This is a genomic window from Bifidobacterium simiarum, from assembly GCF_002802905.1.
GTDB classification, from domain to species: Bacteria; Actinomycetota; Actinomycetes; order Actinomycetales; family Bifidobacteriaceae; genus Galliscardovia; species Galliscardovia simiarum.
In genome coordinates, this window is the sequence record NZ_PEBK01000005.1 from 55,466 (window position 1) to 80,257 (window position 24,792).

Below are 24,792 nucleotides of genomic sequence, written 5' to 3' on the forward strand. Positions count from 1 at the left end.
GGATCAGGCGATCTGATCGAGCAGCGTCGGCAGTTCGGCCATCGTGTTGATGACGGCGTCGGCGCCGGCACCGACGAACGCCTCACGGGCCTTCGCACGGGCATCGGCCTTGTCGGCCTCGGATAGGGCCTCGAACTCCTCCTGGCTCATCGCCAGCTGGGAGCTGCCCTCGATCACACCGACCGTGAACACGCCGGCGTTCTTGCCCTCACGGATGTCGGAGAGGGTGTCGCCCACCTTGGCGGCGGCGTGCACCGAGGAGACGCCCAGCTTCTCGAGGTTGCGGAAGATCATGTACGGGTAGGGGCGGCCGAAGCCGTTCGTGCCGTCCGGGCTGATCCAGAAGTCGGGATCGTAGCCGTTCACCTTGGCCTTCGGCACGACGATGTCCATCATCTTGTCGGTGTAGCCGGTGGTCGAACCGATCTTCAGACCGGCCTCGCGCAGCGCGGCCACCGCGTCGAGCACACCCGGCTTCGGATCGGCGTAGTTGTCGAGGATCGACAGCAGCTTCGGCTCGAAGTGTGCGTACACGTCGTCCACATCCTGATCGGTGGGGGCGTGGCCGTGCTCGTCCTCCCAGGCACGGGCGATGCGCTCCATGTGCAGCATCGTGTTGATGTGGTCGTGCTTGAGCATGCCCATGGGCTTGCGGGTCTCGTCCATCGTCGGATCGATGCCGAACTCGCGGAACGCCTCCTGGAAGGCGCGGACGGGGGCGAAGCAGCCGTAGTCGACGGTGGTGCCGGCCCAATCGAAGATGACGGCCTCAAAACGGTTGGTCATAATGGTTTTCCTTTGATACTGATTGGCTTGACTTGAAGATTGATGATGCGGCGGTGCGGGTGGGTCGGAGCCGACATCCCCTTCTCGACACACTCAAGGCCGTTCGGCCACGCGGCTGGACGAGCCAGCCGCTAGCTTACGGTCGAGAAAGGGATGTCGGCCCCTCCGTGGGAATGCGCGACAAGGCTCATGCGCGCTGATTGTGGCTGCGGGTGATGTGCCTTGTCCGACACACTCAAGGCCGTTCGGCCTCGCTCCGGGGTTTGCTCGCACAGCGTAGCAAACCCCTTCGCTGCCTACGGTCGGACAAGGCCCATCACCCTCCGCACGGTGTTTCTCGCCCGTGTTCCTTCGCGGATCCCGATGCCTATTTCCCATGTCCGGGACCACGTTTTGCGGGCTGGAGCGCGGTGTCAGGCGGCGAGCTTGACGCCGAGGGGGGCGGCGGCCTTGATCGGCTCGCCGGCCTTGTCCATGGCGGCGATGGCGGCGGGCACGGAGTCGGAGCCGGTGGCGGCCTCGAGCAGGCCGCGCTCACCCATGTACATGGCCAGCAGCTCGGTCACCTTCTCGATGTCGTCGGCGTAGATCTCGCCGATGTTGCCCAGACGGAAGGTCTCCTCGTCGGTGAGCTTGCCCGGGTAGATCGCATAGCCGCGCTCCTTGATGAACTCGTACATGTCGTGGAAGTCGAACGTGGTGCCCTTCGGGTACAGGAACGTGGTGATGATCGGACCCTGATGATCGGCGAGGAAGGTGGAGAAGCCCAGCGCCTTCATGCGGGCGATCAGCAGTTCGTTGTTCAGACGGTAGCGGGCGGAGCGCACGGGGATGCCGCCCTCCTCGGCCATCTCGTCCAGAGCCTTCGAGAAGGCGAGCACCACGTGGGTGGGGGAGGTGTAGCGCCACTTGCCGTGGGCCTTCTCCAGCGTGTTCCACTGATCCCACAGGTCGAGGGAGAGGCTGCGGGCCTTGCCCTTCGAAGCCTCGAGCTTGGCCTTGTTGCAGATGATGAAGCTGAAGCCGGGCACGCCCTGGATGCACTTGTTGGCAGAGGAGACGATGAAGTCGATGCCCCAGTCGGCCACCGGGATATCCACGCCGCCGAAGGAGCTCATCGCATCCACCATGAAGGTCTTGCCGTGCTCCTTGGCCACCTTGGCCACAGCCTGGATGTCGTTGAGCAGGCCGGAAGTGGTCTCGGAGTGGATCATCGACACGTGGGTGATCGACGGATCGGCGTCGAGGTACTCGGCCACCTTCCTGGCGTCCGGGATGCGGTCGTACGGCTCGGCGTACTGCGTGTAGGCGATGCCCGCGTGCTCGCAGATCTTCACCTGACGGTCGCCGTAGGCGCCGTTCGTGCACAGCAGCACCTTCTCGTCCTTGCCGATCACCGAGGTCAGCACGCTTTCCACGCCGAAGGTGCCGGAACCCTGCATGAGCACGGCCGTGTACTCGTTCGGATCGCAGTGGGCGAGTTCAAGCAGCTGACGGCGGATCTTCTGGGTGATCTGCTGGTAGTCCTCGTCCCACGTGCAGTGGTCGAAGAGCATCTCCTCCTTGACCGTGCGGGTCGTGGTCAGCGGTCCGGGGGTGAGCAGCTTGTATTCGTTGGTCATTGGTGTTCCTTCTCTATTGGTTTGGTTATGGGATAAAAGATCGATGCGATTGGTGCGGCGGCATTGAATGCCGTGGCCGTGGGGCGTCGATATGCTCTGCTCGACACACTCATGGCCGTTCGGCCTCGCTCCGGGGTTTGCTCGCGCAGCGTAGCAAACCCCTTCGCTGCCTACGGTCGAGCAGAGCATATCGATGCCCTGTTCCTTCTCCGCGTCTGATTCATGGGGTCAATCGGCGATGCCCGCCGAATCAGGCTTTGAAGCGAGAGGCGTCAGCCTTCCTTGGCGGCTCGCTTGCAGGCTTCCGAGAAGTCCTGATGCTGTTGGAGCAGGTCCACGGTCAGGGGCTTGTCGAAGGTCTTCGGGTACTTCGAACCGTTGGACGGCTCCTTCTCGCCCTGGTACAGCGGCGTCGGATAGGTCTCGAGCAGTTCCTTGCGGCCCTGGTCGATGATCACCCCGGCCATCTTCTGCGCCAGCGGGTTGGTCTTGGCGCCCTTGTCGAGCACCGCCACCGACTCGGTCAGCGAGTAGTTGCCTTCGGTGGGATCCACGTAGTCGATCGGCAGACCCTTCTTCTTGTCGGCCGCGGCCTGATGCCGCAGACCGAATCCGACGGCCACCTCGCCCGAGCGCACCGACTTCAGCGGGCCGGAACCGGACTGTTCGAGGTGCGGACCGGCGTTCTTGTAGATGTCGGTCAGGATCTGACGACCTTCGTCGCCGGTGCCGTAGGCGCCCACGATGGCCTGCACCATCAGCCAGCCGGTGGAGGAGCCTTCCATGTCGGGCACGGAGATCAGGCCCTTGTACTTCGGGTCGGCGAGATCCTTGAAGCTCTTCGGCACGGGCACGCCCGCCTGCTTGATCGCCTCGGTGTTGTAGAAGATCGCGCCTTCCTGAGCGGTGGTGGGGCTGCGGTACTTCGGGGCCTTGGTGTTCTCGTTGGTGTTGAGCAGCTTCGAGTGCACGTCGGTCAGGTCGGCGAACATGTGGTTGCGCTGCTGCGCGGAGTCCACGTAGTAGGAGCTCATGGTGAGCATGTCGGCCTCGAGGCTCTTGCCTTCGGCCAGCATCTTGCCGCCCAGCTCGGAGGTGCCGAAGCTCTGCATGATGTACTTGCCCTTGTAGCCGTTGTTGTCGAGCGCGTGCTCGAACGCGGCCACGGCCTCGTCATCGGCGTTCGTGTAGATCACGACCTGCTGGCTGGCGGCCGCGGTGCCGGAGAAGGCGCCGAAGCCGAAGGCCACGAGGATCGCGGCGGCCACGCCGGAGGCGATGCCGGTCACCACGTTGCGTCCGTGGGAGCGCGGGTTGATCGGCGGCAGGGCGAAGTTGCCTGCGGCGATCTGCTCGGCGGTCTTGCGGGCGCCCTGCTTCACGGTGGCGGCCGCGGCTTCGGTGGCCTTGACCTTCACGGGCTTCTTGCGGGTGGCGAAGGCGATCACGCCCTTGACCACGAGGTTGGTCACGAGGATCAGCAGCGAGAGCGCGAAGATGTCGTCGAACTTGGCGAGGTGCTGTAGCGCGGAGATCTTCGTGGTGATGACCTGGGTCTTGGCGCCGGTGAGGAACACCACCGCGGAGATCGTGACCATGGCGTTGACGAAGTAGTAGCCGAACACCTGCAGCACGGTGGGCCACGCGTTCGGGGTGACCACGCGCACGATGGTCTTGAACCAGCTGTCGCCCATGAGCTTCGCGGTGGTCTCCCACGAGGCGTTCATCTTCGACAGCGAGTCCTTCATCATCTGGTACGGGGTGGCGAAGTAGTGGATCATGTTCGCGATGATCAGGATCCAGAAGGTGTTCTGCATCGGCGTGCCGCTGAAGGCGAACAGGAACGCGATGCCGAGCACCATGCCGGGGACCGTGTTGATGATCGAGCTGATCGAGTCGACGAAGCGCTTGGCCGCGGCCGGCAGCTTCGAACGGGAGGTCACCAGCGCCGCCGCGTAGGCGAACAGGCAGCCGAGGATGGCGGTCATGACGGCCACGTACACCGAGTTGGTGAACACGGCGGTCAGTTCGGAGTCGGCGAAGATGCCGGTGATGTGGCTCAGCGTGAAGTTGAGCTTGAACGGCCACATCTCGACGAACGGGATGAGCAGGATCACGGCGAACACCGAAAGCACGCACACGAGGACGACCACGGAGGCGATGGCGCAGAACAGGTCGCGCTTCTTGCCTTCGGGCAGATCGATCTGCGAGACCTTGGAGTAGCGGATCGAGTACTTCTCGAGGATCGTCATCAGGATGATCGAGATGATCGACGGGATCAGCATGAACACGGCGATCACGGCGCCGCGGTTGAAGTTCGGGATCGAGCCGAGCATCTGGTTGAACAGGGTCATGGCCAGCACGTCGTAGGTGCCGCCCACGGAGGTCGGGATGCCGTAATCCGTGAAGCTCAGGAAGAAGCTCTGGATGAAGGCCACGCACATCGTGCCGATCAGCGGCCGGACGGTGGTGACGAAGAACGTCTTGATGTGGCTGTCGCCCATGATGTGGGAGACGATGATGAACTTCTTGTCGACGAACTGGAAACTGTTGTTGATCAGCAGGAAGCAGGTGGGCAGCGTGTAGATCACGTAGCCGATGAGCAGGCCGTTGAATCCGTAGATGTCGAACAGCTGGTGGCCGAACAGCTTGGTGATCAGGCCCTCCTTGCCGAAGGAGTAGATGATCGCGAAGCCGTAGGTGATGGTCGGCAGCAGCATCGGCACCTGGGTGAGCAGGGCGATGGCCTTCTTGAACTTCGGCGGCAGGTTCGTGCAGTTCACCGCGTAGGCCAGCAGGAACGCCAGCAGCATGGCCACGAGGGCGGCCGCGGCGGCCACCTTGAGGCTGTTGAACACGGAGGTGAGGAACTCGGGCCTGGAGAGGATGGCCGTGTAGTTGGCCATGGTGGCGGCGCCGTCGCCGGTCTGGAACGACTTGGCGAGCACCAGCACCATCGGGATCACGAGGAAGACGGCGAAGATGACGCTGACGGCCACGAGCAGGGCGGTCAGTTCGGGCTGCCGGGGCTTGGCCGGCCGGCTTTCGTGGTTCTTGATCTCAGGCGCGATGTTGGGCAATTGCTTGCCGGCCTGAATGGCTTCGACGCTCATGCTCAGGCCTCCTGACCGGCGAGGGCGGGCTGACGGTTCGCGGCGTCATCCTCGTTGAACAGCGTGTAGATGTTGTTGCGCTTGACTTCCAGCTGGTGGAGGATGAACTTGCGCACGAACTCGCTGGCCGGGTGGTGGATGATGTCGTCGGGGGAGGCGAACTGGGCGATCTTGCCCTGGTTGAGGATCAGCACCTTGTCGCTCATCGTGCAGGCTTCCTCGGGATCGTGGGTGACCATGATCGTGGTGAGGTTGTACTGGTTCACGATCTGCTTGATCTTGGCCTTGATCGACTCCTTGATCACGCCGTCGAGGGCGGAGAGCGGCTCGTCGAGCAGCAGCAGCTTCGGCTTCATCACCAGCGTGCGGGCGAGGGCCACGCGCTGCTTCTGGCCGCCGGACAGCTCGTCGATCCGCTTGTTCAGGTGCTCCTCGAGGCCGAGCAGGGCGATCATCTCCTTGATCTCCTTCTCGGTGGAGATGCCGGGGTTGTTCTTCAGGCCGTAGGTGATGTTCTCATAGGCGTTGAGGTTCGGGAACAGCGCGTAGTCCTGGAACACGATGTTGAAGCCGCGCTTCTCCATCGGGACGTTCGTCAGGTCCTCGCCGTTGTACAGGATCTGCCCGCTGGTGGGCTGCGTGATGCCGAGGATGATGTTCAGCAGCGTGGTCTTGCCGCCGCCGGAAGGTCCGAGGATCGACATGATCTGACCGTCCCCAATGGTCAGCGAGATGCCGTTGAGCACGTGGGCATCCCCGAAGGATTTGGTGATGTTCTTCAATTCCAGCATGATGTCTGCCTTCTGCGGGGCGCTGCAAGCCCCGCTGTTGGTTTACTTACACAAGCGATGTTCAGTTATGGGTCCGGGTGATTCGTTACTACATCGATCCGGTTATTCAGTTGTGCCGAAAGGTCTGAAATCCGGGTACTGCATTGGCTTTCCGCCTTCCGATAATGATTCTTTCACCGTGAAGGGGCCGTTTTTCATGCCGGTGCTGAAGAGTTCTGTAAACCAAGGTGAACAGTAAGCAAAATTACGTGCCAAAGACGTAGTTTTGTAGTTTTCAGGGCTTTCTTCCGGGCTTCTCCTTGAGGGGAAGCTGGCAGCCGAAAGCTGACTGATGAGGTGACAGGCGAAGTCGGCGTTGAGAGGTCGAACCGTGCGAATGGGTCGGTGTTTTGCCGGTCACCTCATCCGGCCGACTACGTCGTCCACCTTCCCCTCAAGGGGAAGGCAAGATAGGGGTGCAGTATCCCCTGAGGGGAAAGATGAATGGAGGGTAGGGCAAATTCTTTCCGGGCTTCCCCTTGAGGGGAAGCTGGCAGCCGGAGGCTGACTGATGAGGTGAGATGGGTNNGAATGGAGGGTAGGGCAAATTCTTTCCGGGCTTCCCCTTGAGGGGAAGCTGGCAGCCGGAGGCTGACTGATGAGGTGATGGGTGAAGTCGGCGTTGAGAGGTCGAACCGTGCGAATGGGTCGGTGTTTTGCCGGTCACCTCATCCGGCCGACTACGTCGTCCACCTTCCCCTCAAGGGGAAGGCAAGATAGGGGTGCAGTATCCCCTGAGGGGAAAGATGAATGGAGGGTAGGGCAAATTCTTTCCGGGCTTCCCCTTGAGGGGAAGCTGGCAGCCGGAGGCTGACTGATGAGGTGACAAGCGAAGTCGGCCCTTCAGAGGGAAGGCAGGAAAGGTTGGATCGGGTTATGAGTGCGCTCACCCGTGGAAGACGCGGTCGCGGATGTAGCGGCCGGAGTCGTCGAGCGCGGCGGAGTAGCGCGTGTAGTCGCTGAGGATCACGCCCATGTAGAGCATGTCGACGATGGCGACGTGCGAGACGCGGGAGAAGATCGCGTTGCCGTAGATGGTGCGTTCGCCATGGCCCGCGTACAGGCACACGTCGGCCCAGTTGGCCAGGGGCGTGCCGTTGGAGTTGGTGATCGCAATGGTCTTGGCGCCCTGATTGCGGGCGAGGCGCAGTGCCCGCACGGTGTCGTCGGAGCTGCCGGAGTAGGAGAACGCCACGGCGACGTCCTGATCGGTCAGGTGCCCGGCGCTGATCCGCTGCATGTAGGCGTCGGTGTTCATGCGGCACTGCAATCCCAGATAGCCGAGCTTGATGTTGAGGTCGTTGGCGGGGACCACGGAGTTCTCGACGCTGTAGATGTCGATGACGCGGGCGTGGCCGAGCAGGTCCACGGCCCTGCGGAAGTCCTTGGTGGACAGGGATTCGAGCAGATCGTCGAGCATACTCTTTGCGCCGGCGACCGCGCGGGTCGGGATCTCGTCGATGTTGTCCCACGGATGCAGGTCGAATCCGTCGAGCGGATCGAACGACTGGGGGCTTTCGGTGGGGTGGTTGAACGTGTAGCGCAGATCCCGGTAGCCGGTGAAGCCGAGCTTGCGGGCGAACCGGATCACGGTGGGCTGGCTCACCCCGGCGCTGTCGGCGAGTTCGGCGACGGTCATCGACGCCACGTCGTCGTAATGGTCGCGGATATAGGTCGCCACCATGCGCTCCGCCGGTCGGAGCGAAGCGTAGATATTGCCGATTCGTTGACGTATATCGACGGGAATGCCCACGCGGATCCCTCCATCATCGCTGCAAGACAATTGGGAAGCTACCACACACAATCTAGTGCAACGGAGCCGACGGAGAGAACCGGTGGGCTGACGTGAAGATGAACGGGCGGTGAATATCGTGAGGGAGACCGTTCACCAGACCTCCCTCACGATCGCGGTCAGCGTCGCCGCAGCGGCGCCAGTTCGAACACCTCGTCGGACTGGCGGGCCACGTCGGGGCTGTGCGTCACGATGATCACGCACTTGCCCTCCGAGTGCGCCAGCTCCCGGAAGATGCGCATGATGTCGTCCTGCGTGGCGAGATCGAGGTTGCCGGTGGGCTCGTCGGCGATGATTACGTCCGGTCCGTAGCTCAGCGCGCGGGCGATGGCCACGCGCTGCTGTTCGCCGCCGGACAGATGCAGGATCCGCTCGTTTGCGTATTCCTCGGCCAGTCTCACCTTGGCCAGCAGCTCGCGGACGATCTCGGGCTTCGGCCGGTCGAAGGACTTGCCGCTGGCGTCCATCGACAGGACGATGTTCTCCTCCACGGTGAGCGAGGGCAGCAGGTTGAAGCTCTGGAAGATCACGCCGATATCGTGGCTGCGGAAGTCATAGCGGTTGGTCCGTTCCAGATCCTTGCCCTTGTAGAGAATCCGTCCCTCGGTGGGGGAGGTGAGACCGGAGAGCAGGGAGAGCACGGTGGTCTTGCCCGCGCCGGACGGGCCGGTGATGGCATGCACCCGGCCCGCCTCGAACGTGTGGCTCAGATCGTGGATCACCTGCTTGCCGCCCTTGGTGTAGGCATAGGACACGTGGTTGAGCGCCAGCACGGCCGTGTCGGCGGTCGTGGCGTCCTCCGGACGATCGTCGGTGACGGTGTCCTCGGACCGATCGGTGGACGTGGTGGTTTCGGTGGACGTGGTGTCCTTGTCGGTTTCGGTTGTCTTGTCGGTTTCGGTTGTCTTGTCGGTTTCGGTTGTCGTGGTCATGATGACTCCTTCCGAGGTCTGGTACTGACCTGATACGGGTATTCGGATGGTACGGGGACGGGGATCAGGACCGGTCGGCCAGGATCTGCAGCGGCTCGTACCGGATCACCGAGATGATGCCGGCCAGTGCCGAAAGCAGCGTGAGTCCCAGTCCAATGGCCACCATCTTGGCCACGATCGCGAAGTTCACCGTGGCGTTGACGTTGCTCACGTAGCTGATCGCCCGCTGCATGCCGCCCGGTCCGCGCTGGCTACCGGACTGCTGCGCGTTCGACTGCGTACCCGAGGAGCCCGTGGAATCCGAGGAATCATAGGAGTTGGAATCGGCGGAATCGGAACTCGAGGAGCCGGAATCCGTATTCGATGAATCCTGCTGATCGGGGCCGCCCATGTCGGCGTTGCGACCGAACTGCGCCTGCTGCGACTGGGCCTGCGATTCCTGCGACGAGATCTGCTGGGCCAGCAGCTGATTCGACACAGGCACCGACGCCGCCGCGCCGCCGGCCACGCCGAGCGCGATGCCGATCATCGTCACGATCAGCAGCTCGACGGCGAATTGGGCCGCGACCTTCGCCTTCCGCACGCCGATGGCGGTGAGCACGCCCACCTCGTACTTGCGCTCGCGGATGTTGAACAGGTTGATCACGATGAGCACCACGGCGCCCACGGCCAGCACGATGATCAGCAGCGTCAGCGCGAACTTGGCGAGATTGTCGAGCGGCACCAGCGAGGCCTCGTAGTTCTCCACGTCGGACGACTGCACGGTGTAGGTGTCGTCGAGGCCGGCCTTCTCCACATCCTTGGCGAAGGTCTCGTAATCGCTCTTGCTGCCGAGCACATAGGTGAAGTTGAGCTGGGTGGCCGCGGTCTTCGAGGAGGAATCCGAGGAACTGCTCGAGGAGGCGGCCTTGGCGGTGGTGTCGGAGTCAAGGCCAAGCGACTTGAGCGTGGAGACCGAGGTGTAGATCGCGTTTGCGGCGTCCTGGCTGGTGCCGCCCATCGGACCGCTCTGCGTGGTGTTCTCGCTGGTCGTGTTCTTGTAGATGCCAACGATCTTGAGCTTGTAGGTGACGGACTCGTCGGTCGGGCTGGTGACGGTGATGGTGTCGCCCACCGACAGATCGTTGAAATCGGCCAGCGACTTCGAGATGATGGCCTCGCCGTTGCTGGCCGAATCGTAGCCGAAGACCTCGCCGTCCACCATGGTGAACGAGCCGTTGCGGGCGTTGGCCACCGCGGTGTCGGAGGAGAAGCCGGTCAGGGAGAAGTCACCCTGCGTCATGCCTCCCATCTGACCGCCGTCGCCGCCGGGGCCGCCCTGACCCTGTGCGTCGCCGCGGTTGGCATTATCGGAGCCGGAGGAGCCGGAGGAACTCGACGACGAGGACGACGAACTCGAGGAGGAGTTGCTGGCGGAGGTGCTGCTCTCCACCGGCTGGAAGTCGTCGGTGGCGCTTACCGAGGTCTCCTCGGTGTAATAGGTGCTCACATCGACGCTGGAGGCCTTGGCGTACTTGAGATAGTCGGCCAGGGTGAGTGAGCTCTGATCGAGCGCGGAACGCATGGCGTCGAAGTCCGGCTTGCCGTCGGAGCTGGAGGAGCCCGACGACGAGGACGAGCTGCGCGCCTGACTCATCAGCTTTTCACGGTCCACGCTGATCGTGGCCGTCACCGTGGTGTTCTGCAATCCCTCGTCGCGAGCGGTCTGCGCGGCGTCGCGTATCGACAGTCCGATGGTGGCCGCCGCGGCGATGATCGCCACGATGATGACGATGAGGATGTTGCGCCCCTTGTTCCTCGTCACCGACCTGACGGCGTTCTTGACAATAAACATGATCGTCCTTTGATATCGGGCCGTGTCCGGCCCCGGTTGATTGGTCCTGCGCGTCGCCCTTCGCTCGCGCGCTACTTTCGAGGGTCGTCCGCGTTGATGGAAGATCTCTGGCGCACGACTCGAAACGTCCCGGCAAAAACGCCGAAATTGCCCGAACGATTCCTGAAAGTCGACTGGGAGCCGAAATCCGCGGTGTTGTGACGGCAACGGAGTCGTGACGGCAACGGAGTCGTGACGGCAACGGAGTCGTGACGGCAACGAAGTCGTGACGGCGGCGGAAGCGGAGGCGCTAGCATGGAACACATGCTTGACACGTATGGAATCCTGTATGACGAAACGCTCGACAATCCCGACGCCACGCGCATCAAACGAGTGGCCGAACTCATGAAAAGCCGTGGCCGCCGCAAGGCCGGCAAGTTCCTCATCGAGGCGCCGCAGGCCGTACGCGAGGCGCTCGCCTGCCGCGCCGATTTGATGGAGGACCTCTACGTCGAGGTGGACGGCGAGGGCTCCCCGGTCAGCGAACGGGCCGGCGAGATCGAACGGGAGATCCTGGCGGGGACTCCCGAACGGGTGCCGGCCGGCGCCCGCCGCGTGTTCATTCACCACGTTTCCTCCCGCGTGATGGCCTCGATCACCACGGACGCGCAGGGCATCTTCGCCATCGCCGACATGGGCGATCTGGTCGGACCCCTCGCCGACTTCTCCCTCTACGAATCGATCGGCCGGGCCGAAGGGGCGCGTGGGACGGACTCCGCCGAAGGGTCGGCGGCCCACGTCCCGATGGTCGCCGCGTTCTGGCAGGTGCGCGATCCGGGCAACGCCGGTACGGTGATCCGCACGGCCGACGCCGCCGGCGCGGACGCCGTGGTGCTGGTCGACGACTGCGTGACCCCGTACAGTCCCAAGGTGATCCGTTCTACGGCCGGATCCCTGTTCCACATTCCGGTGCTGCGTGCCTCGGTCGACGACTTCTTCGAATGGTGCGCCTCCAGCGGTCTGACCACCATGGCGGCCGACGTGTACGGCACGGAGACGACGAAGCCGCGGTCGCTGAGCGAGTTGATCGCCGCTCCCCGCGGCGGCGACGATTCGCGGTCGGGCCGCGCCGTACTGTTCGGCAACGAGGCGCGCGGACTGGAGACGTCGATCCTCGAACGGTGCAACGACATCGTCTCCATTCCGATCTACGGACGGGCGGAATCGCTGAACCTCGCCACCAGCGCCTCGGTGCTGCTCTACTCGCTCGCCATGCGCGACCGCGCCTGACCGTACCGTGCGACCGCGCGTGACCGTCCTCATCCCGAGTCCATCCCCCTAATGTCCATCAATATCCACATGCCCTATGTCTAGTCATATGGGGACAATGTGAGATTGGTGTTTCGCGCCGGGGCCGGTCCTTCCGACCATCCGCTCCGGGGCGGAAATGTTGTAAGCAAACGTTGTTATGCCTATGGAAAGGTGTCCCTGTGGCAGATGTTGCATCATTCGATGCCGAAGCGGTGACGGCTGCCGTCGCCGAAGGCATCGAGAAGATTCAGAACGCCTCCACCCTGGAGGAGTTGAAGGCTATCAAGTCCCGGTACGCCGGCGCCGAATCGGCGATGACCCTCGCCAGCAAGGCCATCGGTGCGCTGCCGAAGGACCAGAAGAAGGACGCGGGCAAGCTGATGGGCAAGCTGCGCGCCGACTTCGGCCGCGCGTTCGGCACCAAGGAGTCCGAGGTCAAGGCCGCCGAGGAGGCCGCGAAGCTCGCCAGCGAGACGGTGGACATGACCCAGCCCGTCAACCGCAAGCCGCTGGGTGCCCGCCACCCGCTGCCCAAGGTGATGGAGGACGTGCAGGACTTCTTCGTCTCGATGGGCTGGCAGGTCGCCGACGGTCCCGAGGTGGAGACCGAATGGTACGACTTCGACGCCCTGAACTTCGGTCCCGACCATCCCGCCCGTCAGATGCAGGACACCTTCTACGTCAAGGGCAATCAGGCCAAGGACGCCGCCGGCTTCGTCGGCTCCAACATGGTGATGCGCACCCAGACGTCGTCCGATCAGGTGCGCGCGCTGCTCACCCGCGGCGTGCCGCTGTACATCGCCTGCACGGGCCGCGTGTTCCGTACCGACGAGCTTGACGCCACCCACACCCCGGTGTTCCACCAGTGCGAGGCTCTGGCCGTCGACAAGCACCTGACCATGGCCAACCTCAAGGGCGTGCTCGACAAGCTCGCCGTGGCCATGTTCGGCCCGGAGGCCAAGAGCCGCCTGCGCCCGAGCTACTTCCCGTTCACCGAGCCGAGCGCCGAGCTCGACCTGTGGTTCCCCGACAAGAAGGGCGGCCCCGGCTGGATCGAGTGGGGCGGCTGCGGCATGGTGAACCCGAACGTGCTCAAGTCCGCCGGCATCGACCCGGACGTGTACACCGGCTTCGCCTTCGGCGTGGGCATCGAGCGCACGCTGCTGCTGCGCCACGACATCAACGACATGCACGACCTGGTCGAGGGCGACGTGCGTTTCTCCGAACAGTTCGCGATGGGGGAGTGAAGTACCATGCCGATGATTGATATTGATTGGCTCAAGGACCATGTCGAGGTTCCCGAGGACCTCACCTACGAGCAGCTGGCCAAGGATCTGGTGCGTGTGGGTCTCGAGGAGGAGGAGATCCACCGTTCGCAGCTGACCGGCCCGATCGTGGTCGGCTACGTGGTGGACGCCACCCCGGAGCCGCAGAAGAACGGCAAGATCATCAACTGGTGCCATGTGGACGTCGGTGACGAGTACAACGAGACCGACGAGAACGGCAACAAGGTGCCGCGCGGCATCATCTGCGGCGCGCCGAACATGGCCGCCGGCGAGAAGGTCGTCGTCACGCTGCCCGGCGCTGTGCTGCCCGGTGACTTCCGCATCGAGCCTCGCAAGACCTACGGCCACATCTCCAACGGCATGTGCGCCTCCGAGCGCGAGCTCGGTCTGGGCGATGCCCACAACGGCATCATCCTGCTGCGCGAATACGGCTTCTCCAAGGAGGAGTACGACGCGCTCGAGCCGGGTGACGACGCCATGGAGCTGCTGCACCTGAACAACCCGCTGCTGGAGATCAACATCACCCCCGATCGCGGCTACGCGTTCTCCTACCGCGGCGTGGCCCGCGAATACCATCACGCCACTGGCGCCGCCTACGTCGATCCGGCCATCGAACTGGGCGAGAAGGCCCCGCACGAGGCCAAGAGCATCGACGGCGCGGCCCCCGTGAAGGACATGGACGTGTTCGTGGAGGACAATAACCCGATCCACGGCGTCGTCGGCTGCGACCGCTACTACGGCCGCATCGTGCGCGGCTTCAACCCGAGCGCCCCGACGCCGAGCTGGATGCGCCGCCGCCTGATCCGCGCCGGCATGCGATCCATCTCTCTGGCCGTGGACGTGACCAACTATGTGATGCTCGATCTGGGCCAGCCGCTGCACGCCTACGATCTGAACAAGATCGAGGGGCCGATCGTGGTCCGTCGCGCCGGCGAGGGCGAGCAGCTCACCACGCTGGACGAGAAGGAGCACAAGCTCAGCCCCGAGGATCTGCTGATTACCGATTCGCCGAACGGCGAGCGTGCCTCGCGCATCCTCGGTCTGGCCGGCGTGATGGGCGGCCTGTACGGCGAGGTCACCGACGAGACCACCGACCTGTTCATCGAGGCCGCGCACTTCGATCAGGTGACCATCGCGCGTTCCGCCCGCCGCCACAAGATCCCCTCCGAGGCGTCCCGTCGTTTCGAACGCGGCGTGGATCCGCAGCTGCAGCCCGCCGCCGTGGAAATGGCCGTCGAACTGCTGACCCGCTACGGCTCCGGCGAAGGCTCACGCACCCCGGTCGACTACAACCAGACCAAGCGTCCGAACGACATCCGCTTCAAGGTGAGCGAGGTGTCCCGCGTGGCCGGTCTCGACCTCGACACCAACCGCATCTCCGACATCCTCACCGACATCGGCTGCCATGTGGGCGGAGGCGGCAACGGCGAGTTCTCCGTGCTGCCCCCGACGTGGCGTCCGGATCTGACCGAGCCGTGCGATCTGGTCGAGGAAGTGGCCCGACTGGTCGGCTACGACGAGATCCCGGTGATCGTGCCCCCAGTGCCCGTCACCGGCGACACCGGTCTGACCCTCGAACAGCGCCGTCAGCGCTGGGTGGCCGATACGCTCGCCCAGTACGGTCTGGTGGAGACGCTGAGCTACCCGTTCGTCGGCGACGCCGACTACAAGGCGTTCGCCATGGACGCCAAGGCGATCAAGCCGGTGAGCGTGGAGATCACGAACCCGCTGGCCGGTGACCGTCCGTTCCTGCGCCGCTCCCTGCTGCTGACGCTGGCCCGCACCGTGCAGCGCAACATCCGTCGCGGCCTGCAGAATGTGAGCCTGTACGAACTGGGCCATGTGTTCCTGTGGGATCCGAACGCTCCGGCGATTCCGGCCCTGCCCGGCGGCGTGAAGCCGACCGACGAGCAGCTGGCCGCCCTTGACGCCGGTCTGCCCGATCAGCCGCAGCATGTGGCCGCCATCTTCACCGGCAAGGCCGAGGATTCCGGCTGGCTGGGCGAGACCCGCGACGTGGACTGGTCCGACGCCGTCGAGGCCGTGCGCCGCGTGTTCGACCGTCTGGGTGCCGAGCTGAATCTCGTGCAGCCCGCCGCGGCCGACGTGCCGGCCGAATGGCATCCGGGCCGCTACGCCGAGATCGTGGCCGCCGACGGCACCAAGGTCGGCGAGGTCGGCGAGTTCCACCCGCACGTCAACGAGGCGCTGGGCTTCCCGGAGCACTCCGCGGCGTTCGAGCTGAACCTCACCGCATGGCTGCCGACGCTGGACGATAAGCCGGTGCAGGCCAAGCCGATCTCCACGTTCCCGCCGGTTCGTCAGGATCTCGCCTTCACCGTGCCCGAGTCGGTCACCGCCAGGCAGCTCGAGGACGTGATCCGCGAGGCCGCCGGTGACGCGCTGGAATCCATCGAACTGTTCGACGTGTTCTCCGGCGAGCAGGTGGGCGAGGGCCAGAAGTCGCTGGCCTACGCCGTGGTGTTCCGTTCCCCGGTCAAGACCCTGGACGCCTCCGACAGCGAGGCGATCCGACAGGCCATCGTCGAGAAGGCCGCCACGCTGGGCGCCCAGCTGCGCGCCTGACATCCTGACCCCCGCGACCCAGTGAGGTTGCGGGGGTCTTTTTTCTCTTCCGGTTTTCCTCTGCGGGCGAAGATCGCGCGGGTTTGCGGGCAAATCCGTGATTTTCCCGGCGGCCACTGCTATGAAAGGAACTATGAGCACACAGCACGTATGGAACGATCAGGCTCCCGAAGACCGTCCGTCCGCGGATCGGTCCGGGGGCTCGACCGGGAACCGATCCCGCGGGACGGAGACGCCGTCCGTCCGTCAGCAGCCGGAATACGGCCAGTATCTGGAGCCGGAATACGGCGAGATGGCGAACCGGTACCCGAACTGGAATCCATACGTGTACGGCGAACCGGATCCGGAGCCGGCGAAGCAGGACGGTCCGGCCCCGCAGACGCCGACGGCGAATCCCAACGGGCAGTATGGACAGAACGGTCGGTATGGTCAGACCGGCGGCAATGATCCGTACGGACGATCCCCGTATGGTCAATCCCCGTACGGTCGTTCCCCATACGGCACGCCGGGATACGGCTATGGTCCGCAGACGCCGCCGCCCGGCGACCCCAACGATCGCAGCCGGTATCGCGGCGGCATCGATCTTGAGGACCCGAATCAGAACCCGCTGTACGGCCGATGGGATCCGACCGCGATCATCGCGTTCATCATGGCGCTGATGGGCGTGCCCATCATCCCGATGCTGCTCGGCGGCCTTTCGGTGTACCGCACCGGACTGTTCCGCATGAAGGGCCGCGGACTGGCGATCGCCGCCGTGATCATCAGCCTGATCACCATGGCGCTGGCGGTGTACCTGACGGCCACCGGCATGGACCCGTACCAGTTCATCGCCCAGCTGTACGGATTCGATTCCTCCGGCGGCACGGGCGGATCCGGTGGTGCGGGCGGTTCCGGGGACGGGGCGACCAGCGTCTGACGGCGTCCGACACCGTCAGACAGTGTCCAACAGTGTCCAACACGCGGACTCTCGATATATTGCATAATTATGCATAGTTCTGCATAGGTGTGTATAATCGTCGCTTGTTACTGGACGAGAAGGCCGTAATGCCATCCATTGCGGCCGATATAGGGAGAGTCATGGCACGATATACGGTCGCGGTTGCCGGAGCCACCGGATATGCGGGTGGCGAGGCGTTGCGCATCCTTGCCGCGCATCCGAATATGGAGGTCACCTGCGTGGCGGGTCACTCCTCGGTGGGGGACAAGCTGGGCAAGCACATGCCGCACATTCCGCAGCTGGCCGATCTGACGGTGGAGGACACCACCCCCGAGGCGCTCAATGGTCACGATGTGATCATTCTGGCGCTGCCGCACGGGGCATCCGGAGCCCTGGCCGCACAGCTCGACCCGAACAGCGTGGTGGTCGATCTGGGCGCCGACCACCGTCTTGAGGAGCAGTCCGCCTGGGACGAATACTACGGCGGCGACTTCTACGAGCACTGGACGTACGGCATGCCCGAACTCATCACGGGCAAGGCCGCCGACGGCTCCTACCTGCGTCAGCGCGCGGCGCTTCCCGGCGTCAGGCGCATCGCCGGACCGGGCTGCAACGTCACCGCGACCACGCTGGCCATGCAGCCGGGCATCGCCGAAGGCCTCGTCGAGCCCGACGATCTGGTCGCCGACCTCGTGGTGGGTTATTCGGGCGCCGGCAAGAACCTCAAGCGCACCAATCTGCTGGCCGCCGAGGCCATGGGCTCCGCGCTGCCCTACGGCGTGGGTGGCACCCACCGTCACATTCCCGAGATCCTGCAGAACTTCGCGCATGCCGCCGGTCTTGACGCCGCCGAGGCAAGCCGGTTCACGCTGGGCTTCACGCCGGTGCTCGCGCCGATGTCCCGCGGCATCCTCGCCACGGTCTCCTCGCGCATGACCGACAAGGCCCTTGCCATGAGCGACGCCGAGATCCGCGCCGTATGGGAGAACGCCTACCGCGACGAGCCGTTCATGATCCTGCTGCCCGAAGGCGTGTTGCCGGCCACCGGCAACATCATCGGATCGAACGCCGCGCACATTCAGGTGGCGGTCGACCGACGCGCGAAGCGCCTGCTGGCGTTCGCGGCCATCGACAACCTCAACCGCGGCACCGCGGGACAGGCCGTGCAGTCGCTCAACATCGCGCTTGGACTTGAAGAAAACACTGGACTGACAATGATTGGAGTGGCACCGTGAGCGTAACGTTCGCCAAGGGATTTTCCGCAGCCGGCGTGGCCGCCGGCGTTTCGGCGGTGAAGGGCAAGAAGGATCTGGCCGTGGTGGCCAACGACGGCCCGCTGGACGTGGCCGCCGGCGTGTTCACCTTCAACCGGTTCTGTGCCGCACCCGTGCAGTGGTCGCGCAAGGCCGTGGCCGACGGTCACATCAAGGCCGTCGTGCTCAACTCCGGCTGCGCCAACGCCTGCACCGGCGAGGCCGGCTACCGTCAGTCCGCCGACACCGCGGCCGCGATGGCCGGGCTGGAGGGCGTGGACGCCGCGAACGTGGCCGTGTGCTCCACCGGCATGATCGGCGACCTGCTGCCGCTCGACAACGTGCTCGCCGGCGTGAAGGCCGCGCACGCCGAGCTCGCTTCGAGCGCGGAGGCCGGCGAACTGGCCGCCGAGGCCATCCTGACCACCGACACCAAGAAGAAGACCGTGGCCCTCGAGGGCGCCGGCTACCGCATCGGCGGCATGGTCAAGGGCTCGGGCATGATCGCCCCGCAGCTGGCCACCATGCTGTGCGTGATCACCACCGACGCCAAGGTGAGCGCCGAACAGGCCCGCAAGGCGCTGGGCGCCGGCGTGGAGACCTCGTTCAACCGCATCGACGTGGACGGCTGCATGTCGACCAACGACACTGTGCTGCTGCTCGCCTCCGGCGCCTCCGGCGTGGAGCCCGACGAGGCCGAGTTCGATGCGCTCGTGGCCCAGGCCTGCGCCTCGCTGTCCCGCCAGATCATCGGCGACGGCGAGGGTGCCTCGCACGACATCCGCGTCACCGTGACCGGCGCCACCAGCGAGGAGGCCGCGCTGGCCTGCGCCCGCGCCGTGGCCGCCTCCAACCTGCTCAAGTGCGCCGTGGCCGGCAACGACCCGAACTGGGGCCGTGTGGTCTCCTCGCTGGGCACCGTGCCCGAGGAGGTCGCCCCCTACGATCCGAACAACGTGACCGTGGACGTCAACGGCGTGCGCGTGTGCGACGGCGGCAAGCCGGGCGCCCCGCGCTCCGACGTGGACATGACGCCGCGCGAGGTGCATTTCGACATCGATCTGGGCGAGGGCGAGCAGAGCGCCACCGTGTGGACCGACGATCTGACGCACGAATACGTGCACATCAACGCCGACTACGAGTCGTGAGCCGGCCGAGGGCAATGATTCCGATTCCAAGGAAATAAGGACAATGGTTAAGGCGGAAACGAAGAACGTGGTAGGCCCCGGATTCCACTTCGACGTGCATACCGATCTGCGCGCCGATCAGAAGGCCGAGGTGCTGATCGAGGCATTGCCGTGGCTGGAGGAGTTCTACGGCCAGCGCGTGGTCATCAAGTACGGCGGCAACGCGATGGTCGACGAGAAGCTCAAGCAGAACTTCGCCGAGGACATGGTGTTCCTGCGTCAGGTCGGCCTGCATCCGGTGGTGGTGCACGGCGGCGGCCCGCAGATCTCCAACATGCTCAAGGCCCTGGGCATCAAGTCTGAGTTCAAGGGCGGTCTGCGCGTGACCACGCCCGAGGCCATGGACGTGGTGCGCATGGTGCTCACCGGCAAGGTGTCGCGCGAGCTCGTGGGACTCATCAACTCCCACGGTCCGATGGCGGTCGGCCTGTCCGGCGAGGACGGCGGCCTGTTCTCCGCCATGCAGCGCAAGCCGATCATCGACGGCAAGCCCACCGACATCGGCTTGGTGGGCGACGTGGTGAGCGTGGACGCCTCTGCGGTGGAGGACCTCATCGCGGCCGGCCGCATCCCGGTCGTCTCCTCCGTGGCGCCGAACGAGGACGACCCCACCGAGGTGCTCAACGTGAACGCCGATTCCGCGGCCGCCGCGCTGGCCGCCGCCCTTGGCGCCCGCAAGCTCGTGATCCTCACCGACGTCGACGGCCTGTACGCCGACTGGCCCGACCGTGATTCGCTGGTCGGCCGCATCGGTGTGGAGAACCTGCGCGATATGCTGCCCGAGCTGGAGTCCGGCATGCGTCCGAAAATGGAGGCGTGCGTGCGGGCGATCGACGGCGGCGTCGAGCAGGCTCACATCATCGACGGTCGCAAGCCGCATTCGATCCTGAACGAGATCTTTACCACGCAGGGCATCGGCACCATGGTCGTGCCCGAGGATGGCATCGAGATGAGGAGCGCATATTATCATGGCTGATAATCTGGAAACGCTGGGAAGCAACGACAACAAGTGGCTGGGAGCCTACAAGGACGTCCACATGAACGTCTTCGGCACCCCGCTGCGCGTGATGGACCACGGCGAGGGCGCCCACCTGTGGGACGTCGACGGCAACGAATACCTTGACTTCCTCGGCGGCATCGCCGTCAACGCGCTCGGCTATGCCCACCCGGCATGGGTGAAGGCCATCGCCGAGCAGGCCGCCAAGGTGGCCCATGTGAGCAACTACTTCGCCACCGAGCCGCAGATCGAACTGGCCTCGAGGCTGGTCGAGCTGGCCGGCGCCCCGAAGGGCTCCCACGTGTACTTCGGCAACTCCGGCGCCGAAGGCAACGAGGCGGCGATCAAGCTCGCCAAGCTGTACGGCCGCACCCTGCCCGGTGCGCTGCCCGACATCGGCGGCAAGCCCGCCCGCATCCTGGCCATGACCCACGGCTTCCACGGCCGTACGCTCGGCGCGCTCTCCGCCACTTGGAAGCCGGCGATCCGCAAGCCGTTCGAGCCGCTGGTGCCCGCGATCGAATTCGTGGAGGCCGGCAGCGTCGAATCCCTGCAGCGCGCGTTCAACGAGACCGGACTCGGCCACTACGGCAAGGGACCGGTGGCCGCGGTGATCATGGAGATGATCCAGGGCGAGGCCGGCGTGGTCCCGCTCGGCGCCGACTACGTGAAGGCCGCCCGCGAACTGTGCGACCGTCATCACGCGCTGCTGATCATCGACGAGGTGCAGTGCGGCATCGGCCGTACCGGCAAATGGTTCTCGTTCCAGCGTGAGGATCTCTCCGGCGGCATCACCCCCGACGCCATCACCTTCGCCAAGGGCGTGGCCGGCGGCTTCCCGATGGGCGGCCTGATCGCCTTCGGCGACAAGCTCTCCTCGCTGTTCACCCCCGGCTCGCACGGCTCCACCTTCGCCGGCAACCCGCTGGGCGCGGCCGCGGGCCTCGCCACCCTCAAGGTCATCGAGGACGAGAACCTGCTGGCCAACGTGGAGGAGCGCGGCCGTCAGCTGCGCGAAGGCCTCGCCTCGCTCGACAACCCGCTGTTCGGCGAAGTGCGCGGCCGTGGTTTGCTCGACGCGGTGCAGCTGGCCCATCCGTGCGCCCACGCCGTGGCCGACTGGGCACTCCAGCGCGGCCTCATCGTCAACGCCGTGGCGCCGAACGCCCTGCGCTTCGCGCCTCCGCTGATCATCACCGAGCACGACGTGGACCAGTGCCTCGAGATCCTCTCCGGGGTGCCCGCCGATCTGCCCGACGACTGATCGCCTGTATTGCACCTGTATCGATCGTCCGATGGCATCACGCCGGCTGATCTGCCGGTCGGTGCCGTCGGACCGTTTCACCATTCAACCCTTCCGTCAATCATCCGTAAACCCGAATCCGTAAGGAGCACACGATGGCACACGAACTGCGGCACATGCTGCGCGACGACGACATCAACCACGAGGAGCAGAAGCAGATCCTCAAGCTCGCGGAGAAGTTCCGCGCCAACCGCTTCTACTCCCGCCCGTTCGAAGGCCCGCAGGCGGTGGCGGTGCTGTTCGACAAGCCCAGCACCCGCACCCGCTCCAGCTTCTCCATCGGCGTGGCCGAGCTCGGCGGCTACCCGCTGGTGATCGACAAGTCCAGCTCCCAGCTGGGCCGCGGCGAACCCGTCGCCGACACGGCCCGCGTGCTCACCCGCATGGCCTACGGCATCGTGTGGCGCACCTTCGGTCAGGAGCGCGTCGAGGAGATGGCCAAGTATGCCACCTGCCCGGTGGTCAACGCGCTGACCGACCAGTTCCACCCCTGCCAGGTGCTCGCCGACCTGCAGACCATCGCCATGCACCGCGGCGGCGTGGATGCGCTGGCCGGACAGACCATCGCCTACCTCGGCGACGCGGCGAACAACATGGCCAACTCCTACCTGCTCGGCGGCGCCGTCGCCGGCATGAACGTGCGTGTGGCCGGCCCGGAGGGCTATCTGCCCGATCCGCAGATCGTGGCCGATGCCAAGCGCATCGCGGCCGAGAACGGCGGCTCCATCCTCGTGACCACCGACGCCAAGGAGGCGGCGGCCGACGCCGACTGCGTGTTCACCGACACCTGGGTCTCCATGGGCGAGGAGGCCGAATACGCCATCCGATCCAAGCCGTTCTGGAACTATCAGGTGAACGCCGAACTGATGTCGGTGGCCAAGCCGGACGCCCTGTTCCAGCACTGCCTGCCCGCCTACCGCGGCAAGGAGGTCACCTCCGAGGTGATCGACGGACCGCAGTCGGTGGTGTGGGACGAGGCCGAGAACCGTCTGCACGCGCAGAAGGCCCTGCTCACCTGGCTGATCGCATGGCAGCGTGAGGATCCGTCGCTGTTGGGAGAGCTCGCCTGATATCCATGTCATCCATATCATCCATGTCCGATTCCACTCCGTCATTGCAGCGGCCGGCGACCCGTGCGGCGCGACTGAGCGCCATCGAGCAGGCGCTGGTCCATCACATCGTCACCTCGCAGTCGCAGCTTTCCCAGATCCTCGCCGATCAGGGCATCGCCGTGACCCAGGCCACGCTGAGCCGTGATCTCGATGAGATGAACGCCACCAAGACCCGTCTTGCCGACGGGACGGTGGCGTATGCGATCGGTCATGCCGCCACGGCTCCGGCCCGAGGGGAGAACGGGGGAGAGTCCCGGGGCGAACAGCAGATGTCCCGGGTGCTGTCCGGTCTGATCACCTCGGTGGCCGCGGCGCGGAATCTGGTCGTCGTGCATACGCCCTCCGGGGCGGCGCAGTACGTGGCCAGCGTGATCGACAAGCAGCCGGCCGCCGACGTGCTGGGCACCATCGCCGGAGATGATACGGTAATGATGATCTGCATCGACGACGACAGTGCGCAGAGCCGGGCCGACTGGCTGCTCGCACTGGCGTCGAAGAACTGAATATCAATACATGTATTGACGGTGGGTCGAGGCTGGTCCGACGCTGCGCGACTCACCGATTTGCATACTTATGCATACTCATGCATAATATACGCAGCACCATTCGCGAACCAAGCCATACCGGCCGTACGTCCGGCTAGAAAGGGAAGTCATGGCGGATAACAATCGTCTTGTTCTGGCATATTCCGGCGGTCTCGACACCTCCGTTGCCATCTCGTACCTCAAGGAGCGCACCGGCAAGGACGTCGTCGCCGTGTCCCTCGACGTCGGTCAGGGCGGCGAAAGCCTCGAAACCATCAAGCAGCGCGCGCTTGCCTGCGGTGCCGTCGAAGCCTACGTGGTCGACGCCCGCAACGAGTTCGCCAACGAATACTGCATGATGGCCCTCAAGGCCAACGCCATGTACGAAGGCGTGTACCCGCTGGTCTCCGCCATCTCCCGCCCGCTGATCTCCAAGCACCTCGTGCGCGCTGCCCACCAGTTCGGCGCCGACACCATCTCCCACGGCTGCACCGGCAAGGGCAACGATCAGGTGCGTTTCGAGGTGTCCATCGCCTCCATCGACCCGAAGCTCAAGGCCATCAGCCCGATCCGTGATCTGGCCCTGACCCGCGACGTGGAGATCGCGTTCGCCAAGGAGCACAAGCTGCCGATCACCCAGACCGAGAAGAGCCCGTACTCCATCGATCAGAACGTGTGGGGCCGCGCCATCGAGACCGGCTTCCTCGAGGATCCGTGGAACGGTCCGACCAAGGATTGCTACTCCTACACCGACGATCCGGCCTTCCCGCCGGTCGAGGACGAGGTGACCATCGAATTCAAGCAGGGCATCCCGGTGAAGATCGACGGCCGCGACGTCACCCCGCTGCAGGCCATCGAGGAAATGAACCGTCGTGCCGGCGCCCAGGGCATCGGCCGCATCGACCTGATTGAGGATCGTCTGGTCGGCATCAAGTCCCGTGAGCTGTACGAGGCTCCGGGCGCCGTGGCACTGATCACCGCCCATCAGGAGCTCGAGAACTGCTGCCTCGAGCGCGAGCAGCACCGCATCAAGCGCGACATCGACAAGCGCTGGGGCGAGCTCGTGTACGATGCGCAGTGGTTCAGCCCGGCCGTCAAGTCGCTCAACGCGTTCATCGAGGACACCCAGAAGTACGTCTCCGGTGAGGTGCGCATGGTGCTGCACGGCGGTCGCGCCGTCGTCACCGGCCGTCGCTCCGACAGCTCGCTGTACGACTACAACCTCGCCACCTACGATTCCGGCGACAGCTTCGACTCGAAGTCCTCCAACGGCTTCATCGACATCTACGGCCTGCCGAGCCGCGTCGCCGCCGCCCGCGACATCAAGTTCGGCAACGGCATCGACGTCCCCGAAAACGCCGTCGAGTAAGAGGTGTCGAGTAAGCGTCGCGGAGTAAGTCATGTAAGA

General features: G+C 64.8%; 18 protein-coding genes. 11 read left to right on the top strand and 7 right to left on the bottom strand.

Annotated elements, in window-relative coordinates:
• Positions 1-3 precede the first annotated feature (3 nt).
• The 7 genes from phnX to CSQ87_RS05925 form a co-directional block, all read right to left on the bottom strand.
• Positions 4-786, bottom strand: a complete 783-nt coding sequence (gene phnX / locus CSQ87_RS05895; protein ID WP_100512950.1) for a phosphonoacetaldehyde hydrolase — start codon at positions 784-786, stop codon at positions 4-6.
• A gap of 413 nt (positions 787-1,199) precedes the next feature.
• On the bottom strand, positions 1,200-2,408 hold the full coding sequence (locus CSQ87_RS05900; RefSeq protein ID WP_100512951.1) for a 2-aminoethylphosphonate--pyruvate transaminase: 1,209 nt from the start codon (positions 2,406-2,408) through the stop codon (positions 1,200-1,202).
• 272 nt (positions 2,409-2,680) lie between these two features.
• Positions 2,681-5,521, bottom strand: a complete 2,841-nt coding sequence (locus tag CSQ87_RS05905) for an extracellular solute-binding protein (protein ID WP_207761106.1) — start codon at positions 5,519-5,521, stop codon at positions 2,681-2,683.
• A 2-nt stretch (positions 5,522-5,523) separates the two neighbouring features.
• Entirely contained in the window at positions 5,524-6,312 is a 789-nt protein-coding gene (locus tag CSQ87_RS05910) for an ABC transporter ATP-binding protein (RefSeq protein WP_100512952.1), read from the bottom strand.
• 925 nt (positions 6,313-7,237) lie between these two features.
• Entirely contained in the window at positions 7,238-8,104 is an 867-nt protein-coding gene (locus CSQ87_RS05915) for a MurR/RpiR family transcriptional regulator (RefSeq protein WP_100512953.1), read from the bottom strand.
• 158 nt (positions 8,105-8,262) lie between these two features.
• Entirely contained in the window at positions 8,263-9,075 is an 813-nt protein-coding gene (locus CSQ87_RS05920) for an ABC transporter ATP-binding protein (protein ID WP_100512954.1), read from the bottom strand.
• 64 nt (positions 9,076-9,139) lie between these two features.
• A complete protein-coding gene (locus CSQ87_RS05925) occupies positions 9,140-10,909 on the bottom strand; it encodes an ABC transporter permease (protein ID WP_100512955.1) in 1,770 nt (589 codons plus the stop codon).
• 303 nt (positions 10,910-11,212) lie between these two features.
• Here CSQ87_RS05925 and CSQ87_RS05930 point away from each other — a divergent pair, with 303 nt between their 5' ends.
• From CSQ87_RS05930 to CSQ87_RS05980, 11 genes are all read left to right on the top strand, one after another.
• A complete protein-coding gene (locus CSQ87_RS05930; protein ID WP_100513105.1) occupies positions 11,213-12,178 on the top strand; it encodes a TrmH family RNA methyltransferase in 966 nt (321 codons plus the stop codon).
• A gap of 200 nt (positions 12,179-12,378) precedes the next feature.
• Entirely contained in the window at positions 12,379-13,446 is a 1,068-nt protein-coding gene (pheS, locus tag CSQ87_RS05935; protein ID WP_100512956.1) for a phenylalanine--tRNA ligase subunit alpha, read from the top strand.
• A gap of 6 nt (positions 13,447-13,452) precedes the next feature.
• The gene (gene pheT / locus CSQ87_RS05940) at positions 13,453-16,071 is read left to right on the top strand and encodes a phenylalanine--tRNA ligase subunit beta (RefSeq protein WP_100512957.1); all 2,619 of its coding nucleotides are present in this window, start codon (positions 13,453-13,455) and stop codon (positions 16,069-16,071) included.
• Positions 16,072-16,204: 133 nt separating this feature from the next.
• The gene (locus tag CSQ87_RS05945; RefSeq protein WP_100512958.1) at positions 16,205-16,987 is read left to right on the top strand and encodes an ABC transporter permease; all 783 of its coding nucleotides are present in this window, start codon (positions 16,205-16,207) and stop codon (positions 16,985-16,987) included.
• Positions 16,988-17,148: 161 nt separating this feature from the next.
• Complete coding sequence (argC, locus tag CSQ87_RS05950; protein WP_100512959.1) at positions 17,149-18,243, top strand: N-acetyl-gamma-glutamyl-phosphate reductase; 1,095 nt, start codon at positions 17,149-17,151, stop codon at positions 18,241-18,243.
• Positions 18,240-19,409: a bifunctional glutamate N-acetyltransferase/amino-acid acetyltransferase ArgJ gene (gene argJ / locus CSQ87_RS05955; RefSeq protein WP_100512960.1), complete on the top strand. Its 1,170-nt coding sequence runs from the start codon at positions 18,240-18,242 to the stop codon at positions 19,407-19,409. The genes argC and argJ overlap by 4 nt, the downstream gene beginning before the upstream one ends.
• Before the next feature lie 43 nt (positions 19,410-19,452).
• Positions 19,453-20,424 (top strand): acetylglutamate kinase, encoded by a 972-nt coding sequence (argB, locus tag CSQ87_RS05960; RefSeq protein WP_100512961.1) that lies wholly within the window; start codon positions 19,453-19,455, stop codon positions 20,422-20,424.
• Positions 20,417-21,709, top strand: coding sequence for an acetylornithine transaminase (locus CSQ87_RS05965; protein WP_423734778.1), 1,293 nt, complete (start codon positions 20,417-20,419; stop codon positions 21,707-21,709). The genes argB and CSQ87_RS05965 overlap by 8 nt, the downstream gene beginning before the upstream one ends.
• 134 nt (positions 21,710-21,843) lie before the next feature.
• Positions 21,844-22,818: an ornithine carbamoyltransferase gene (gene argF, locus CSQ87_RS05970; protein WP_100512963.1), complete on the top strand. Its 975-nt coding sequence runs from the start codon at positions 21,844-21,846 to the stop codon at positions 22,816-22,818.
• A gap of 23 nt (positions 22,819-22,841) precedes the next feature.
• Entirely contained in the window at positions 22,842-23,363 is a 522-nt protein-coding gene (locus CSQ87_RS05975; RefSeq protein WP_100513106.1) for an arginine repressor, read from the top strand.
• A gap of 151 nt (positions 23,364-23,514) precedes the next feature.
• A complete protein-coding gene (locus CSQ87_RS05980; RefSeq protein ID WP_100512964.1) occupies positions 23,515-24,753 on the top strand; it encodes an argininosuccinate synthase in 1,239 nt (412 codons plus the stop codon).
• The last annotated feature ends 39 nt before the right edge of the window (positions 24,754-24,792 follow it).

Excerpts from the sequence above, each read along its gene's own strand:
- CSQ87_RS05910 (WP_100512952.1), bottom strand. The coding sequence starts at position 6,312 with ATGCTGGAATTGAAGAACATCACCAAATCCTTCGGGGATGCCCACGTG.
- phnX (WP_100512950.1), bottom strand. The coding sequence starts at position 786 with ATGACCAACCGTTTTGAGGCCGTCATCTTCGATTGGGCCGGCACCACC.
- argB (WP_100512961.1), top strand. The coding sequence starts at position 19,453 with ATGGTTAAGGCGGAAACGAAGAACGTGGTAGGCCCCGGATTCCACTTC.
- pheT (WP_100512957.1), top strand. The coding sequence starts at position 13,453 with ATGCCGATGATTGATATTGATTGGCTCAAGGACCATGTCGAGGTTCCC.
- argF (WP_100512963.1), top strand. The coding sequence starts at position 21,844 with ATGGCACACGAACTGCGGCACATGCTGCGCGACGACGACATCAACCAC.
- CSQ87_RS05975 (WP_100513106.1), top strand. The coding sequence starts at position 22,842 with ATGTCCGATTCCACTCCGTCATTGCAGCGGCCGGCGACCCGTGCGGCG.
- CSQ87_RS05965 (WP_423734778.1), top strand. The coding sequence starts at position 20,417 with ATGGCTGATAATCTGGAAACGCTGGGAAGCAACGACAACAAGTGGCTG.
- CSQ87_RS05980 (WP_100512964.1), top strand. The coding sequence starts at position 23,515 with ATGGCGGATAACAATCGTCTTGTTCTGGCATATTCCGGCGGTCTCGAC.
- CSQ87_RS05900 (WP_100512951.1), bottom strand. The coding sequence starts at position 2,408 with ATGACCAACGAATACAAGCTGCTCACCCCCGGACCGCTGACCACGACC.
- argC (WP_100512959.1), top strand. The coding sequence starts at position 17,149 with ATGGCACGATATACGGTCGCGGTTGCCGGAGCCACCGGATATGCGGGT.
- CSQ87_RS05920 (WP_100512954.1), bottom strand. The coding sequence starts at position 9,075 with ATGACCACGACAACCGAAACCGACAAGACAACCGAAACCGACAAGACA.
- CSQ87_RS05905 (WP_207761106.1), bottom strand. The coding sequence starts at position 5,521 with ATGAGCGTCGAAGCCATTCAGGCCGGCAAGCAATTGCCCAACATCGCG.
- CSQ87_RS05945 (WP_100512958.1), top strand. The coding sequence starts at position 16,205 with ATGAGCACACAGCACGTATGGAACGATCAGGCTCCCGAAGACCGTCCG.
- CSQ87_RS05925 (WP_100512955.1), bottom strand. The coding sequence starts at position 10,909 with ATGTTTATTGTCAAGAACGCCGTCAGGTCGGTGACGAGGAACAAGGGG.
- CSQ87_RS05930 (WP_100513105.1), top strand. The coding sequence starts at position 11,213 with ATGCTTGACACGTATGGAATCCTGTATGACGAAACGCTCGACAATCCC.